This is a genomic window from Nocardioides sp. (assembly GCF_030019515.1).
In the GTDB taxonomy this organism is placed as follows: Bacteria; Actinomycetota; Actinomycetes; order Propionibacteriales; family Nocardioidaceae; genus Nocardioides.
On the sequence record NZ_JASEEQ010000011.1, the window covers coordinates 62,614 to 75,437 of the forward strand.

A 12,824-nucleotide genomic window follows, 5' to 3' on the forward strand; every position below is an offset into this window, starting at 1 on the left:
AGATCCTGATGTTGCCGAACCCCTACTCTCCGGGCGAGCTGCCTCGGGTGCTGGCCGGCCGGGATGAGCAGCAGAACCGCATTCGCGGCTACCTGAGCCGGATCGGAACCTACGGCGAGATGGGTGGTCCGCTCCTGGTCTTTCAGGGCCCGCGTGGTGTTGGGAAGACCTCGCTCCTGCGCGAGGCACAGCGCGACGCTGAGGGGCACGGATTCATCACCGCCTGGGTCTCCTGTCGACGCAGCGCCCCGTTCTTGCCGGACCTGGTCAGCCGGATCGGGAAAGCGATCGAGACTGCCGACATCCTGTCCCGCGCCGAGAAGGGACGGTGGGGTCTCCGCCTGGAGCGAATCGGCGTGGAGATCGGCGTGCCCAGCGTCGTGAAGGTGAGCGCCTCGGCGTCGGCGGACCGCTCCGAAGGCGACGCGCCGCGAGGCGCCCGGATCTCAGCCCTCGAGGACCTCCTGCACGAGACGAGTAGGCAGGTGCGCGGCCGCGGCGGCGCGGGCCTCGTCGTCTTCGTCGACGAGCTGCACGCCGCTGCGCGCGACGACCTCGCGGTCCTGCTCAATGCGATGCAGAACCTAGCCGGGAAGCGGGAGGACAACCCCTTCGCCGTGATCGGCGCCGGGCTGCCCTCGGCGCCCGCTGCCCTGGTCAAGGCGGCAACCTTCGGGGAGCGAAGCACCTTCCTCACCCTTCCACGACTTCAACCCGCGGCTGCGGAGACGGCGGTGGCCGAGCCCGCGGACGACCTGGGAGTTCACTGGACCTCCCAGGCCCTGCAAGCGGTCGTGGCGGAGGCCCAGGGCTTCCCTTACCTGCTGCAGGTTCTCGCACACGCCACCTGGGAGGCGGCGCGTCCATCACGTGAGGGCGTTGTGCTGGACATCGACGACGTGAACGCCGGGCTTCCGGTCGCCGACGACCAGCTGACCACCATGTACTCCGCACGTTGGGCGGCCGCGAGCGATCTGGAGAAGAAGATCATGGCCGTCATGGCGGGTGCCGGCAGTACGACGGTGACGCGCGCGGAGATCGCCGCGGCGCTCGAGCGACCCACCCAGGCGCTGGGTGTTCCCCGTGAACGCCTGATCGACAAGGGCATCATCGAGCCGGTCGGGCACGGCGAGCTCCGATTCACCATGCCCGGCTTCGACCGCTACATCCGGGAGACGCTGGCCACCGGAGCGCCCTCGGACGCCACGGACCTGGCGCCGGGCCGGCTCGGTGCCGGCCGTCGGCGGCGCGAACTCCCGCCCGCTTCCGACGGCGGTCAGGACACGCCGCGGCCGTAGAGCTCACGGCGAGCTTGGCGACGCAGAACCGCCTCGAGGTCGGCGATGCCATTCGCCGAGCGCCGTTGGTCGCGCCACTCCGGCGAGGTCGCCGAGCTGATCCCGCCCGACGACCCTGGAGGGAAGCACTTCCCGGTTTATCCACAGCCGAGCGCTCGCGCCAGGCGAAGGCCGGCGCGATCAGCGAGACTCGACGCATTGACCCCATCGGACCGAAGGAGCAGCTGGTGGACGACACTGACAGGCGCGATGCAACGGGGCACGCGAATGCGGCCCGCGAACACGTCTACGGCTTCAACCGGATCACGATGTGGGAGCGGGACCAGATCCCGGCCGAGACGTCTGACCAGCTCGCCGAGTTCGCCGACATCGCGGCCGCGCTCCCCCAGGCGTTCTCGCAACTGTCCAACACGCTTGAGCAAGCACTGGCCAACCAGGTGCTCAGCATGGACTCGATGACCGACGAATCCGTTCCGTCCATGGCGATCGGCGTCGCGCGACTCCATCTGGAGGAGGCGCGCGGCCTCGCGGTCGACGTCCACAAGCACCTCAACGCCGCCCGCAACGCCACCGCCCACATCATCAGCCAGGGCGTCGCCGACGGCCAGGAGTCGATGACGTGGGACAAGCCCTGACCCTGCGACAGCGGTCGTAAGCCCGGCCCGGATCCAGATTTCTTCCCACCGGGTGATCGCCCGGGCGGAGCGGTCTTCCTTTGGTGACTGAGACATGTCCCCAGTCCACCAAGGAGCTGTCCGTGAGCAAGCCCACCGATGCACCCAGCGGTGCGCCCGACCGTGACCCTGTCCAGGAGGTCCGTGCCCACCTCGAGCAGGCCCTGGCCTCGCTCGACCGGCTGCACGTGGTCCTGCCACCAACGAGTCGCACGCCCCCGCCCGACGCGGGAGGCGGTGAATCGGCATGACCGCCACCGACACCACGCTGCGCGCGGCCGACGCCGTCTTCGTCGCCGAGCAGGCCGTGGGCCGCGCCCGACGGGTGGTCGAGGAGCTCCAGACCACGGTCACCTCCGCGCTCCGCGTGCTCGACGACGCCGAGCTCGACTCAGCCAAGGCGAGACTCACCGACCGCGGTGACTTCTACCTCGAGGCGGCTGGCGAGCACCTGGGTCGACTCCAGACCCGCTGCAACGACATACCGGAGCTGACCCGCGAGCTACTCGGGCACCTCAACCGCGCTTCGGAGTCGCTCATCGAGGCCCGCGGCTTCCTCGACCTGGCGGACACCTCCGATCCCGTCGTCGCGGGCGACGTCGCGCAGCTCAAGCCACGCATTGCAATCGTCGGCGAGATGGTCACGCTCGCCAAGCCGGTGGCGCAGCTCGCCGCCCAGCACGTCGACCGCGCGCGCCGGGCCAGCCAGGACGTCACTACGCCGGCGCTGCTCGAACCGGTCACCCTGGACCGCAGCATCCGCACTGCCGGCAAGGAGCTCGGCCGCGCGGATGAGGACGTTCGCTTCCTCGGGGACGTCGTCGACCACGCTGCGACCAGCGCCCGGCAGTCGGCCGCCATCGCCGCCGAGATCTCCGACAACGCCCGCCGCCGGATGTCCGAGCACGGCCGGGACCCGGTTACCAGCGCCGCCGCCCCGGCCGCCGGGTCCCCAGCTCGGTAGGGCGGGAGCCGGACGCTGGGGCAACTGCTGACCACCAGGTGATCGCCCCCACCCCTGGGTCGGACTTAGGAGACCAGGAGGACTGGCGCATCCGGTGCCGGTCCGTGGGATCCACTGGGAGTCACCATGAGCGACTACGCCGCTCGCGAGGAAGCAGCACTTGAGGAAGAGGCCCGCCAGCGCGCCGAGGAGATCCGGGCCACCGAGGAAGCCGCCGCGCAGGCCGCGGCCGCCGACACCGGTCCCTCCCCCGACGCCGAGATCGCGCAGGTCCAACGATCGGGCCGGCAGCACGACCACACCGACACCGCCGCCTACCAGCGCCCCCAGCTCGGCCGCCGCCGCGGCCCGCGCCGATAGGCCAGGAGGTGTCAGCGATGGCTGCCCCGATCACCCCGGCCGCCCCCAGCCAGTCGACCGCGCGATGGGTCGACTGCTCGCACAAGCTCGGCCCGCTGCCGTGCATGAACCACAAACCGCACGTAGGAGACGGCTGCGTCCACCACTCCACGTCCGGCTTCCAGGACGACGACTAGGCGCGTGGACTGCCCACGCGCGACTCAGCCGGGGACCAGGTGCAGCCGCGGCCGCTGAGGCGGCTCCGCGGCCGCCTCGAGGCGCTGCAGCCGCTCGAGCGTCATCGGATGCCCGTAGCGGCGCAGCAGCCCCGCCAGCACCCCGCCCAGCCCGAGCTCGACCACCAGCTGGTCCGCAGCAACCTCCCCGCGGACCTCGATCACGCGGCCGGCCGCCGACACCAGGTAGGTCAGTGCGATGACCGCCCCACCCAGCAGCCCCGGCCAAGTCCGGCCCTCAGCGACCGACTGCACCACGCAGATCACGCCCACGACGCCGCGCAGCGTCCAGGCCACCCGCATGAACGGCAGCCAGGCAAACGCCCGACCCACACCGCGGAACGTGGCCACCACCATCCGCCAAGGCGTCGTGGCCGCCAACACCGCAGCCTCCAGCCGCGGCCGGATTGCCCGGCGCCGACCGACAGCATGCGCAAGCACCGCCACAGCCTCCGCGCCGGTCACGCCGCCACGGTAGGTCCCCTCCACCAGGCCCGGCGTGATGACCACCGCCCGGTGCCCGATCGCCAACGCCAACGCCACCGGCGTCTGCGGACGCTGCACACGACGCACGTACAGGGAAACGACGTCGACGTCGACGCCACGACCACCCAGCTCAGCCAGGACCGGCGCCATCACCCGGAACTCGGCCTCCGTCGCCGGCCGCGACCGAGTCAGCAACCCGATCGCCACCACCTCGAGCTGGCCCAGCGCCAACGCGCCCAGCACGGCCGCCGAGGCCAGGAACAGCACCAGGCCCAGCGCCGGCGGGAGCAGCGCGAACACCACCACGGCGAGGACGAAGCTCACCAGCAGCGCAGGCCCGAGGGTCACGACCCTCAGCACCGTCATCGGGACCTTCATCTCGACCACCTCCATCGGTCATCACTTGCGAATTTCTCGACTTTGCCGCGGGGTGATCGTCCGACGATCTCCGCGCGACCTAGGCGAACGAGACCAGTCTGTGCCCCGCTGCCGACACCAACGGAGTTATCCACAGCCCCAATCCACGCCAGAGCAGGGACCGGCCCCGCCATGGGTTCATGGACCAGACCCGATCCCGGACCACTCCGACCGAAAGGAACCACCCCGTGCACACCCTCACCGCCGATGACACCTGGGACCGCCTCGGCTCCATCGCCCAGCTGCTCCACCAGGCCGCCACCCGCGTCTGGGAAGGGGCCGAGCCCGACTCACCGCTGCAGTCCCTCGGTCTCGGCGTCTACCTGGTGCAGGCGCAGGCCAGCTCGCTCCTCCCCGAGGACTATCAGCTGCCCGACGTCGACCAGGAGGACCTCGAGGGGCAGAGCGCGCTGCAGCTGCTCACGGCCGCGGAGGAGCTCACCCGGCCGCTCCCGGCCCACCGCCCCGACCTGGTCAACAGCTCCCAGCTGGTGGTCGACCTGTGCGACCTGATCCGGGAGGCACGCGACCTTGGATGCTGACCGCCGGCGCGGCTTCGCCGACGTCGACGACGCGCTCTTCGACACCACGCAGATCCCGCTCACCTCTCGGGACATCCGCACCGTCGGCGAGCTGCTGCACGACGTCGACCACACGGCGCGCCACCTGCTGATGGACGTCGCCGGCGACGACGCCGGCCGGCTCCTCCACGGCTGGCCCGACCTGGTCACGGCCGCGTCGTCGCTGTGGAGCAGCCTGCCCGGGCAGGGATTCGGGGCAGGCGCGCACACCCGCGATGAACCCATCACCCGCCTGGTCTCGGTTGGGGACGCGATCGGCAGGAGTTTGGGCAGCAGCAGCTGGCCACCGGCGAGCCGGCCCGATCGGCGCATGACTCAGATGACCGGGACCCTCGGTCACGTCAGCGACCTGGTGCACCGCTACGGCGCCGACATCCCGGTCCAGCGCGCCGAGAGCTTCCGCGACCTCGAGGCCGCTCGCGCCCGGATCATGCACGCCCTGTACGTCAGCGCCCACGCCGTCGGTGTCTCCCTGCACCAGCACGGCCACAGCCGGTACCGTGCCGCGCTCGGCACTAACCGGCCCATCGAGCTCAACCGGCGTCACTCCCCCTACGCCGTACCGCCGACCACCGAGTGGATCCGCCGCATGGCCGTCTCCGAGGCGGCCGCGGGCAGGTACCTCGACGGACGGTTCACCCAGGCGCTCCGGGGCGAAGCCAACCGACCGATCGAGGACGACACCCGGATCTCCCGTGCCCTCGCCGGGTGGGACATCCAGGCCCACCGCACCCTCGCCTCCGACGCATGGCCGACCAACATGGTCCTCATCACCCGCACCCAGGGCCTCATCGCTGGCGCCGCCATCGTGCTCGTCGACGCCGCCCAGCACGCCGGCCATCTCGAGCCCACTGACCGGCTCTCACCGGCGATCGCCGAGGCCGGCCGTGCCTGGAGCAACCTCGCCAGCCGCTGGGGCGACCTCTCTGCCCCAGGTGATCGTCTTGACCCCGACTTGATGCGCACGGCCGCCGAAGTTCGTGCCGCCTACCGCGAGCTGACCCACGCCTCCACCACCATGGCCAGCCTCGATGTCATTGCCGCCAGGCCCGGCCTTCTGCCCGGCATCGACGCGACCCTCCACACACTCGAGTCAAGCTCGGAGTTGGCGTATGTCGTCGCGGAGAAGGCCGAGGCACCCAACCTGACCGGACCGGCTCGAGCGCTGTCCATTCGGGCGCACAACGACATCGAGGCCGGCCTGGCCACTCAGGCTCCCGACGGGGACGTCGTCTGGGTCTCCCCCCACGACATACTTGCTCGCCGAATCGTTCCCGCACCCAGGCCCGTCGTGGACGGTTTGCGTCAGGCCAGCCTGAGGACCGTCGATGCCTGCCACAGCGCAGCATCGGCCTCCGCTGCTTACTGCAGCACCCCAAAGGCAAGCCTCGTGCAGCACGATGCTGGGGTCCTTGAGCAAAGGGCAGCGGAGTGGCAGCCGCGCGTGCACGTGCTTCCTGAGCGGCACAGGGGTCGATGAGGGGATTCGTCGCGCCGGGTTCTCCGGACACCCCCGTTCGGTGGCTTTCCCACGTCGTGGCCGGTCGTGGTGGCAGGCGCCAGCAGACGACCCTCGAGGCGGCGCGACTTCCACTCGCGCGGCCTAGGTTGCCGGGTTCCATGGCGCCGGGGTAGCCGGTCCCCGAGTCTCGTTGCCTGCCTGCCAATGAGTGGGCCGTGACTTCTGCATGACCCATTGGGCGGCATCGCTAGCCCCAGCGCGTCGTGGGCGGACGTCGGTGGACGCATCGCATCGGGCTGCAAATTCCAGGCCCATCCACGGCTATCCAGCCTCATCCACTCCCGAATCGAAGGGCACTCACACGGCAGCGCTTGCGGACAAGTTGCGGACAAGCGGCCCTTGGGAAAGCAAGAGGCGGTTCCCGGATCTCTCCGAAAACCGCCTCTGACCTGCACTTTTACTTTGTAGCGGGGGCAGGATTTGAACCTGCGACCTCTGGGTTATGAGCCCAGCGAGCTACCGAGCTGCTCCACCCCGCGTCGGTGAGCACAACCTTACAGACCGGCGACGGGCTGGCCAAATCGGGTGTCGCTGCGGCTCGTCCGGCGGCCGGGCGCGGAGCGTCGCAGTCGTCGGCCACGAAACTCGTGCCTGGACGACGCAGTTGCATCGTCCGGGCACGAGCTTCGTCGGCCGGCCGATGAAACTCGCAAGCCGCCGGGCAAGACCCGCCGGGAGTCGGTCAGTCCGAGGGCGAGGCCGACGGCGACTCCGAGGGTGAGGACGACGAGGACGCCGAGGGCGAGCCCGAAGGCTGGCCGGAGGAGCCGCGCTTCTGGCCGAGCTCCATGGCCGCCTCGACCTTGGCCTGGGCGATGCCGATCTGGCGCTGGTACTCGGCGAGGTCCTGGTCGGCCAGCGCCGCGTCGGCGGCGTCGAAGGCCCTCTGCGCCTGGTCCAGGAGGGCCCGGATCTGCGCGGCGACGCTGCCGGTGACCGGCGGCGGGTTCTCGTTGCCGTCCGGCTGGCCGGTGTTGTCCGGCGGCTGTGTGCTGGGGCCGGTGCTGACGCCGAGCAGGTTCTCCAGCGCGTCGCGCAGGGTCGAGCCGAACCCGATGTCATTGCCGTACTTCACCAGCACGTAGCGCAGGATCGGGAAGCTCGAGTCCGAGAGCGCCTGGGTCGCGTAGACGGGCTGGACGTACATCAGCCCGTCGTTGATCGGCAGCGTCAGCAGGTTGCCGTACACCGGCCTCGCGCCGCTGCGGTTGAACTGGGCGAGCTCGTTGGCGACCTCGGGGTCGGTGGCGAACTGGTTGGCCACCTGGCCCGGGCCCGGCGTCTGCTCGTTGGGCAGCTCGAGGACCTGCATCTGGCCGTACTGGTCGCTCGTCGCGTCCGCGTTCACCGAGACGAACGAGGCGAGGTTGTTCTTGTTGTACGGCACGTACACCGAGGTCAACGAGAACACCTGGTCGGTGCCGCCGTTGCTGTCCACGAAGAGCCGGTACGGCGGCTGGAACTTGCCCTTGGAGTACGGGTCCTCCGGCACCTGCCAGCGGTTGTTGCCCTGGTAGAAGTCGATCGGGTCGGTCACGTGGTAGCGAGCGAACTGGTAGCGCTGCACCTGGAACAGGTCCTCGGGGTAGCGCAGGTGGTCGAGCAGGTCCTCGGAGATCTGCGACTTGTCCTCGACCGTGCCCGGGAACGCGCTGCGCCAGGCGTTCAGCATCGGGTCGTCCTCGTCCCAGGCGTACAGCGTGACGTCGCCGGTGTATGCGTCGACGGTCGCCTTCACGGCGTTGCGCATGTAGTTGATCTCGTCGGTCGGCAGCGTGCGCAGCCCGGTCTCCTCCTGCAAGGAGTCGTCGATCATCGTCTGGAAGGACTCCTTCTCCGACAGCGGGTAGCGGTCGGTGGTGGTGTAGCCGTCGATGATCCACAGGATCCGGCCGTCGACGACCGCCGGGTAGGGGTCGCTGTCGACCGTCAGCCAGGGCGCGACCTTCTCGACGCGGTCGGCCGGGGTGCGGTTGAACAGCACCTTGCTGTTCTCGTTGACGCGCCCGGAGAGCAGGAAGTTCGGCTCGCCGAACTTGGTGGCGAACATGAGCTGGTTGAAGAACCCGCCCACGCTGGCGTCGCCCGCCCCGTCGTACGTCGTGGTGGAGCCCTCCTCGGACCCGGCCGTCTGCAGGTTCAGCTCGACGTCGGTGGCGTCCGGCTTCGGCTTGCCGACCACGGAGTACTCCGGGCTCTGCTCGCCGTAGTAGATCCGGTCCTCGAAGCCTCCGGTCGCGCGAGCGAGCGCATCCTGCCCGGCGTTGGTGCCCTGTGCCCACACGATGCCCGCCTGGTCACCGGTGTTGTCGGCGTTGTCGATCTGGGTCTTGTTGTCCTCGCTGCGCTGGTTGGCGAACGCCGCGATGATCCCGTTGCCGTGCGTGTAGACCGTGTGCAGGTTGGTCCAGTTCCGGTCGCCGGCGTTCATGCCGCTCTGGTCGAGCTCGCGGACGCCGAGCACGAGCGCGCGGTCGTTGCCGTCGACGTCGTAGCGGTCCACGTCGAGGACCTGCGCGACCGAGTAGTAGGCGCGCACCTGCTGGTTCTGCTCGAACGCGTCACGCACCAGCTGGGGGTCGACCAGCGGCACCGAGGACGTCTCCTCCTCGACCGAGCTCGCGGAGCCGGCGCCCAGCGCGGTGGCGGGGTCGTACTTCTCCACGTCGACGTGGGCGACGTCGTACGCCGTCCGGGTCGCCTCGATGTTCTTCTCGATGTACGGCGCCTCCTTGTCCGCCTCGGAGGGCTTGACCTGGAACTGCTGCACGATGCCCGGCCAGATCAGGCCGAGCAGGATCGCCGAGACGGCCAGCAGGGCCAGTCCGACCGACGGCAGCAGCCAGGTACGGCGCCACACGTTGACGAAGAACAGCACCGCGCAGATGACGGAGATGCCGAGCAGGATGTTCTTGGCCGGCAGCACCGCGTGGTCGTCGGTGTAGGTCATGCCGGTGATCACGCCGCCGCCCTGGCTGACCAGGTCGAAGCGGTCCAGCCAGTAGTCGGCGGCCTTGGCGAGCACGAAGAAGCCGAGCAGCACCGAGATCTGCGCCTGGGCGGCCCCGGAGAGCCGGTCGCGGGGGGTCTGCAGCCGGATCCCGCCGTACAGGTAGTGCACCACCGCGGCCGCGATCAGCGCGATGACGAGCACCGCCATCGCGTAGTCGACCAGGTAGTGCAGCCACGGCAGGTTGAAGACGTAGAAGCCGATGTCCTTGTGGAAGTAGGCGTCCTCGCTGCCGAACGACGTCCCGTTGCGCCACAACAGGTAGTCGCGCCACTCCCCGATCGCCGAGCTGCCGGCGAAGGCGCCGAGCACCAGCGCGACACCGACCAGGAGCCAGGTGCGGATCGGGTTGATCGCCTCGCGGTAGCGGTCCAGCCCGTTCTGCTCCGGGGAGTTGGGGCGGAAGAACGGCCGGAACCGGTAGGCCAGGTAGATGTTCACGCCCACGACCAGCGCCATCCCGATGCCGAAGGCGAAGAACAGCACGGTCTTGGTCCAGAACAGTGTGGTGAAGACCTCGCCGTACCCGCCCGAGACGTACCAGAGCCGGTCGGTGTAGATGCCCGCGAACGTGCTCAGCCCCAGGAACCCGATCACCAGCACCACGGCGGTGATGATCAGTGCGCGTGACCGGCGCGACCCGGACCGCGCCGGAGGTCCGGCGTCCCGGGGGGCCTCGTCGAACAGCTCGCTCATCCCTGCTTCTCTCCTTCATCACCGGAGGCATCTCCGGAAGCATCCCCGGAGGTGTCCCCGGGCTCGTCCAACGTCACCCCGAGCAGCTGCAGCAGCCCCGGCACGAGGTCGGCGCCGCCCACGACCGACTGGTCGTCGTCGTGCGCGCGCAGTCGCAACGCACAGTACGTCGCCCCCGCGCGCGTGACACCCGCGACGATCCGCACGTCCTGGCGGTCGGGGTGCTCGCGCGCGAACTCCTCCGCCGAGGCCGGGTCCGCGGGGATCAGCGGATCCGCGTCCGGTGGCAGCACCAGCCGCTCCACGACCGCGGCGCAGCCGGCGACCTCGGGCGGCCACACGATCGACTCCAGCGCGACCTCGAGGGGCTGGTCGGGCCGGAGCTGGTCCTGCTCGATCGGGGTCAGCGAGCCTTGCGCCGATGCGGAGTCCAGGCCCATCGCTGCGGCCAGCGCCGGCTCCCGCTCGACGAGTGCGGCGGTGTCGACCAGGGCGTACAGCCGCGCCGGCTGGTCCCAACCGTCCGCCGCGATGTGGCTCTCGATCTCGAGGACCGCGGACGCGAGGGCCGGGTCCGCGTCCAGGTCGTCGGCGAGGGCTCCGCTGAGCTCCGGGTCGAAGTCCGTCACTTCTCGCTCTCCTCGCAGCTCGGCAGGTCCGCGTCATGGTCCTTGACCCAGGCGGCGATCGCCACCCGCGCGTCGTGCATCGTGTCGGCGCGCACCAGTCGCATGTCGCCGTTCGGGGCGCCGAGCGCCTCCGCGCAGTTGTCGGGCGGCACCATGAAGAGCTCGGCGCCGGCGTCGCGCGCGCCGACGATCTTCTGCTGGATGCCGCCGATCGGGCCGACGTTGCCCGCGGCGTCGATGGTGCCGGTGCCGGCGATCGTGGCGCCGCCGCTCAGCGAGCCCGGGGTCAGGGTGTCGTAGATGCCCAGGGAGAACATCAGCCCGGCGCTGGGCCCGCCGATGCTCGGGTCGATGGCGATGTCGACCTCGACCGGCAGGTCGGGCTTGGCCTGGGTCCCGACCTGGATGCCGATCTGGGGTCGGCCGTCGTTCAGCTCCGGGGTGATCGAGAGCGCCCGCCGGTCACCGTCGCGCCGGATCAGCAGGTGCACCGGGTCGCCCTCGTCCAACGCGCCCACGAGGTCCACGACCTGGTCGGCGGTCGAGACGGGCGTGTCGCCGACGCGGAGCAGCACGTCGCCGGTCTCGAGGGCGCCGTCCGCGGGGGTGTCCTTCGCGACACCCGCGACGACCGCCTCGGTCACGTGGTAGCCCAGCTCCTCGAGGGCGACCGCGGTGGCGGCGTCCTGCGAGCTGGTCATCTCCTGGGCGCCCTCCTGGCGGTTCTGCTCAACGGTCTCGCCCTCGTGGTAGACGGCGTCGTACGGATAGACGGCGTCCTCGTCACTGAGCCAGTCGCGCATCAGCTCGAAGAGGCTGTTGCTGCCCTTCGGCTCGGGCTGGGACACGTACACGGTGGTCATCCGCAGCTCGCCCGTGTCGCGGTACGCCGGGTGGCCGGAGACCTCGATGATCTCCTTGCCCTCCTGGTTGGTGCCGAGCACGTCCAGGGTGAGTCCGGGCTCGTAGGTGACGAACGGCAGCGGCTTGAGCGCGGCCGTCACCCACAGCCCGATCAGCAGCGGCACGGCGAGGAGCCCGGCCAGGGTGCGCTGCGTCATGGCGCAAGCCTGTCAGATGCGACCTAGGCGGGGCGGGCGACCTAGGAGACGCGCCGCGACGGGCGTACGGCGATGCCGGTGGAGCGGTCGTCCGCCGGCGGCGGCACGGCGTACCCGGGCATGGGCCGGCGGCGCCGGCGCGGATCGGGCTCCAGCGCCGCGGCCAGCCGGCGCACGGCGACCTCGCGGTCGATCTCGCCGCGGCCCTCGCGACCGAGCCAGGCGACCCAGAGCATCGCCACGACCGTGACGACGACCGAGGGCACCAGCCAGAGCAGGATCTCCACGCCCCGAGCCTAGGCGAGTACGGCAACCAAACCCTTGAGACTCGCGGGTCTGACTCGGCCCCCTGCCGGTGTGGGTGCTCAGCCTGGCCCCGCAGCCGACTCGCCGACCGCAACCGTTCGGTGTCAGGCCGCCCCCAGAGCGGCGGCCCGCGCCGACGAAGTCGACGCGCGAGACGCGGCTACGGCGTGCCGACCCACTCGTCGGTGCCGTCGCCGAACCGCTGGTGCTTCCAGATCGGCACCTCGGCCTTGAGCGTGTCGATCAGCGCCTTCGAGGCCACGAACGCGTCGCCGCGGTGGGCGGCGGAGGTGGCGACCACGACCGCGATGTCCCCGATCCCGAGGGTGCCGGTGCGGTGCACGGCCGCGACGCCGTGCACGTCGTACTCCTCCGCGACCCGTTCGCAGACCTCGCGCAGCCGGTCGAGGGCGCTCGGGTGGGCGGAGTACTCGAGCCCGTCCACGTCCTTGCCGGCGTCATGGTCGCGGACCCGCCCGACGAACAGGGTCAGGCCACCGGAGGCGTCGTCGTCGAGCGCGGCGACCACCTCGGCGACGTCGAGCGGGGTCTCGCGGAGGTCCACGAGACGAACGGCAGAGCTCACGACGTGACCATAGAACACG

At 70.5% G+C, this 12,824-nt stretch carries 14 protein-coding genes and 1 tRNA gene; 8 read left to right on the forward strand and 7 right to left on the reverse strand.

Annotated features, from left to right (window positions below; all coding sequences use genetic code 11):
- Positions 1–8: 8 nt before the first annotated feature.
- The 6 genes from QMC84_RS15715 to QMC84_RS15740 all read left to right on the forward strand — a co-directional run bounded on the left by QMC84_RS15715 (position 9) and on the right by QMC84_RS15740 (position 3,472).
- The gene (locus QMC84_RS15715) at positions 9–1,298 is read left to right on the forward strand and encodes an ATP-binding protein (RefSeq protein ID WP_300376242.1); all 1,290 of its coding nucleotides are present in this window, start codon (positions 9–11) and stop codon (positions 1,296–1,298) included.
- A 227-nt stretch (positions 1,299–1,525) separates the two neighbouring features.
- Positions 1,526–1,933: a hypothetical protein gene (locus QMC84_RS15720; RefSeq protein ID WP_300376244.1), complete on the forward strand. Its 408-nt coding sequence runs from the start codon at positions 1,526–1,528 to the stop codon at positions 1,931–1,933.
- A gap of 122 nt (positions 1,934–2,055) precedes the next feature.
- Complete coding sequence (locus tag QMC84_RS15725) at positions 2,056–2,223, forward strand: hypothetical protein (protein ID WP_300376246.1); 168 nt, start codon at positions 2,056–2,058, stop codon at positions 2,221–2,223.
- On the forward strand, positions 2,220–2,936 hold the full coding sequence (locus QMC84_RS15730) for a hypothetical protein (protein WP_300376248.1): 717 nt from the start codon (positions 2,220–2,222) through the stop codon (positions 2,934–2,936). Before QMC84_RS15725 ends, QMC84_RS15730 begins: the two co-directional genes overlap by 4 nt.
- Before the next feature lie 126 nt (positions 2,937–3,062).
- Complete coding sequence (locus tag QMC84_RS15735) at positions 3,063–3,296, forward strand: hypothetical protein (RefSeq protein ID WP_300376250.1); 234 nt, start codon at positions 3,063–3,065, stop codon at positions 3,294–3,296.
- A 17-nt stretch (positions 3,297–3,313) separates the two neighbouring features.
- The gene (locus QMC84_RS15740; protein WP_300376252.1) at positions 3,314–3,472 is read left to right on the forward strand and encodes a hypothetical protein; all 159 of its coding nucleotides are present in this window, start codon (positions 3,314–3,316) and stop codon (positions 3,470–3,472) included.
- Between the two features lie 24 nt (positions 3,473–3,496).
- Here QMC84_RS15740 and QMC84_RS15745 read toward each other — a convergent pair whose 3' ends face one another.
- Positions 3,497–4,375: a hypothetical protein gene (locus QMC84_RS15745; RefSeq protein ID WP_300376254.1), complete on the reverse strand. Its 879-nt coding sequence runs from the start codon at positions 4,373–4,375 to the stop codon at positions 3,497–3,499.
- A gap of 227 nt (positions 4,376–4,602) precedes the next feature.
- Between QMC84_RS15745 and QMC84_RS15750 the strand changes: the two genes are divergently transcribed.
- Together QMC84_RS15750 and QMC84_RS15755 are read left to right on the forward strand one after the other, a co-directional pair.
- The gene (locus QMC84_RS15750; RefSeq protein WP_300376256.1) at positions 4,603–4,956 is read left to right on the forward strand and encodes a hypothetical protein; all 354 of its coding nucleotides are present in this window, start codon (positions 4,603–4,605) and stop codon (positions 4,954–4,956) included.
- A complete protein-coding gene (locus QMC84_RS15755) occupies positions 4,946–6,475 on the forward strand; it encodes a hypothetical protein (protein WP_300376258.1) in 1,530 nt (509 codons plus the stop codon). The genes QMC84_RS15750 and QMC84_RS15755 overlap by 11 nt, the downstream gene beginning before the upstream one ends.
- Positions 6,476–6,922: 447 nt before the next feature.
- On the opposite strand, the gene QMC84_RS15760 is transcribed toward QMC84_RS15755, so the two are convergent.
- The 6 genes from QMC84_RS15760 to QMC84_RS15785 form a co-directional block, all read right to left on the reverse strand.
- Positions 6,923–6,996, reverse strand: a tRNA-Met gene (locus tag QMC84_RS15760).
- A gap of 203 nt (positions 6,997–7,199) precedes the next feature.
- Positions 7,200–10,223, reverse strand: a complete 3,024-nt coding sequence (locus QMC84_RS15765) for a UPF0182 family protein (protein WP_300376260.1) — start codon at positions 10,221–10,223, stop codon at positions 7,200–7,202.
- Positions 10,220–10,852, reverse strand: coding sequence for a PPA1309 family protein (locus tag QMC84_RS15770; RefSeq protein WP_300376262.1), 633 nt, complete (start codon positions 10,850–10,852; stop codon positions 10,220–10,222). The genes QMC84_RS15765 and QMC84_RS15770 overlap by 4 nt, the downstream gene beginning before the upstream one ends.
- A complete protein-coding gene (locus QMC84_RS15775; RefSeq protein WP_300376264.1) occupies positions 10,849–11,913 on the reverse strand; it encodes a PDZ domain-containing protein in 1,065 nt (354 codons plus the stop codon). The genes QMC84_RS15770 and QMC84_RS15775 overlap by 4 nt, the downstream gene beginning before the upstream one ends.
- 41 nt (positions 11,914–11,954) lie before the next feature.
- The gene (locus QMC84_RS15780; RefSeq protein WP_300376266.1) at positions 11,955–12,200 is read right to left on the reverse strand and encodes a hypothetical protein; all 246 of its coding nucleotides are present in this window, start codon (positions 12,198–12,200) and stop codon (positions 11,955–11,957) included.
- Positions 12,201–12,379: 179 nt separating this feature from the next.
- The gene (locus QMC84_RS15785; protein ID WP_300376268.1) at positions 12,380–12,805 is read right to left on the reverse strand and encodes a molybdenum cofactor biosynthesis protein MoaE; all 426 of its coding nucleotides are present in this window, start codon (positions 12,803–12,805) and stop codon (positions 12,380–12,382) included.
- Between the last annotated feature and the right edge of the window lie 19 nt (positions 12,806–12,824).

Bases quoted from the DNA above. Each gene is read 5' to 3' on its own strand.
- QMC84_RS15715 (WP_300376242.1), top strand. From the start codon at position 9: ATGTTGCCGAACCCCTACTCTCCGGGCGAGCTGCCTCGGGTGCTGGCC.
- QMC84_RS15730 (WP_300376248.1), top strand. From the start codon at position 2,220: ATGACCGCCACCGACACCACGCTGCGCGCGGCCGACGCCGTCTTCGTC.
- QMC84_RS15735 (WP_300376250.1), top strand. From the start codon at position 3,063: ATGAGCGACTACGCCGCTCGCGAGGAAGCAGCACTTGAGGAAGAGGCC.
- QMC84_RS15740 (WP_300376252.1), top strand. From the start codon at position 3,314: ATGGCTGCCCCGATCACCCCGGCCGCCCCCAGCCAGTCGACCGCGCGA.
- QMC84_RS15745 (WP_300376254.1), bottom strand. From the start codon at position 4,375: ATGAAGGTCCCGATGACGGTGCTGAGGGTCGTGACCCTCGGGCCTGCG.
- QMC84_RS15765 (WP_300376260.1), bottom strand. From the start codon at position 10,223: ATGAGCGAGCTGTTCGACGAGGCCCCCCGGGACGCCGGACCTCCGGCG.
- QMC84_RS15775 (WP_300376264.1), bottom strand. From the start codon at position 11,913: ATGACGCAGCGCACCCTGGCCGGGCTCCTCGCCGTGCCGCTGCTGATC.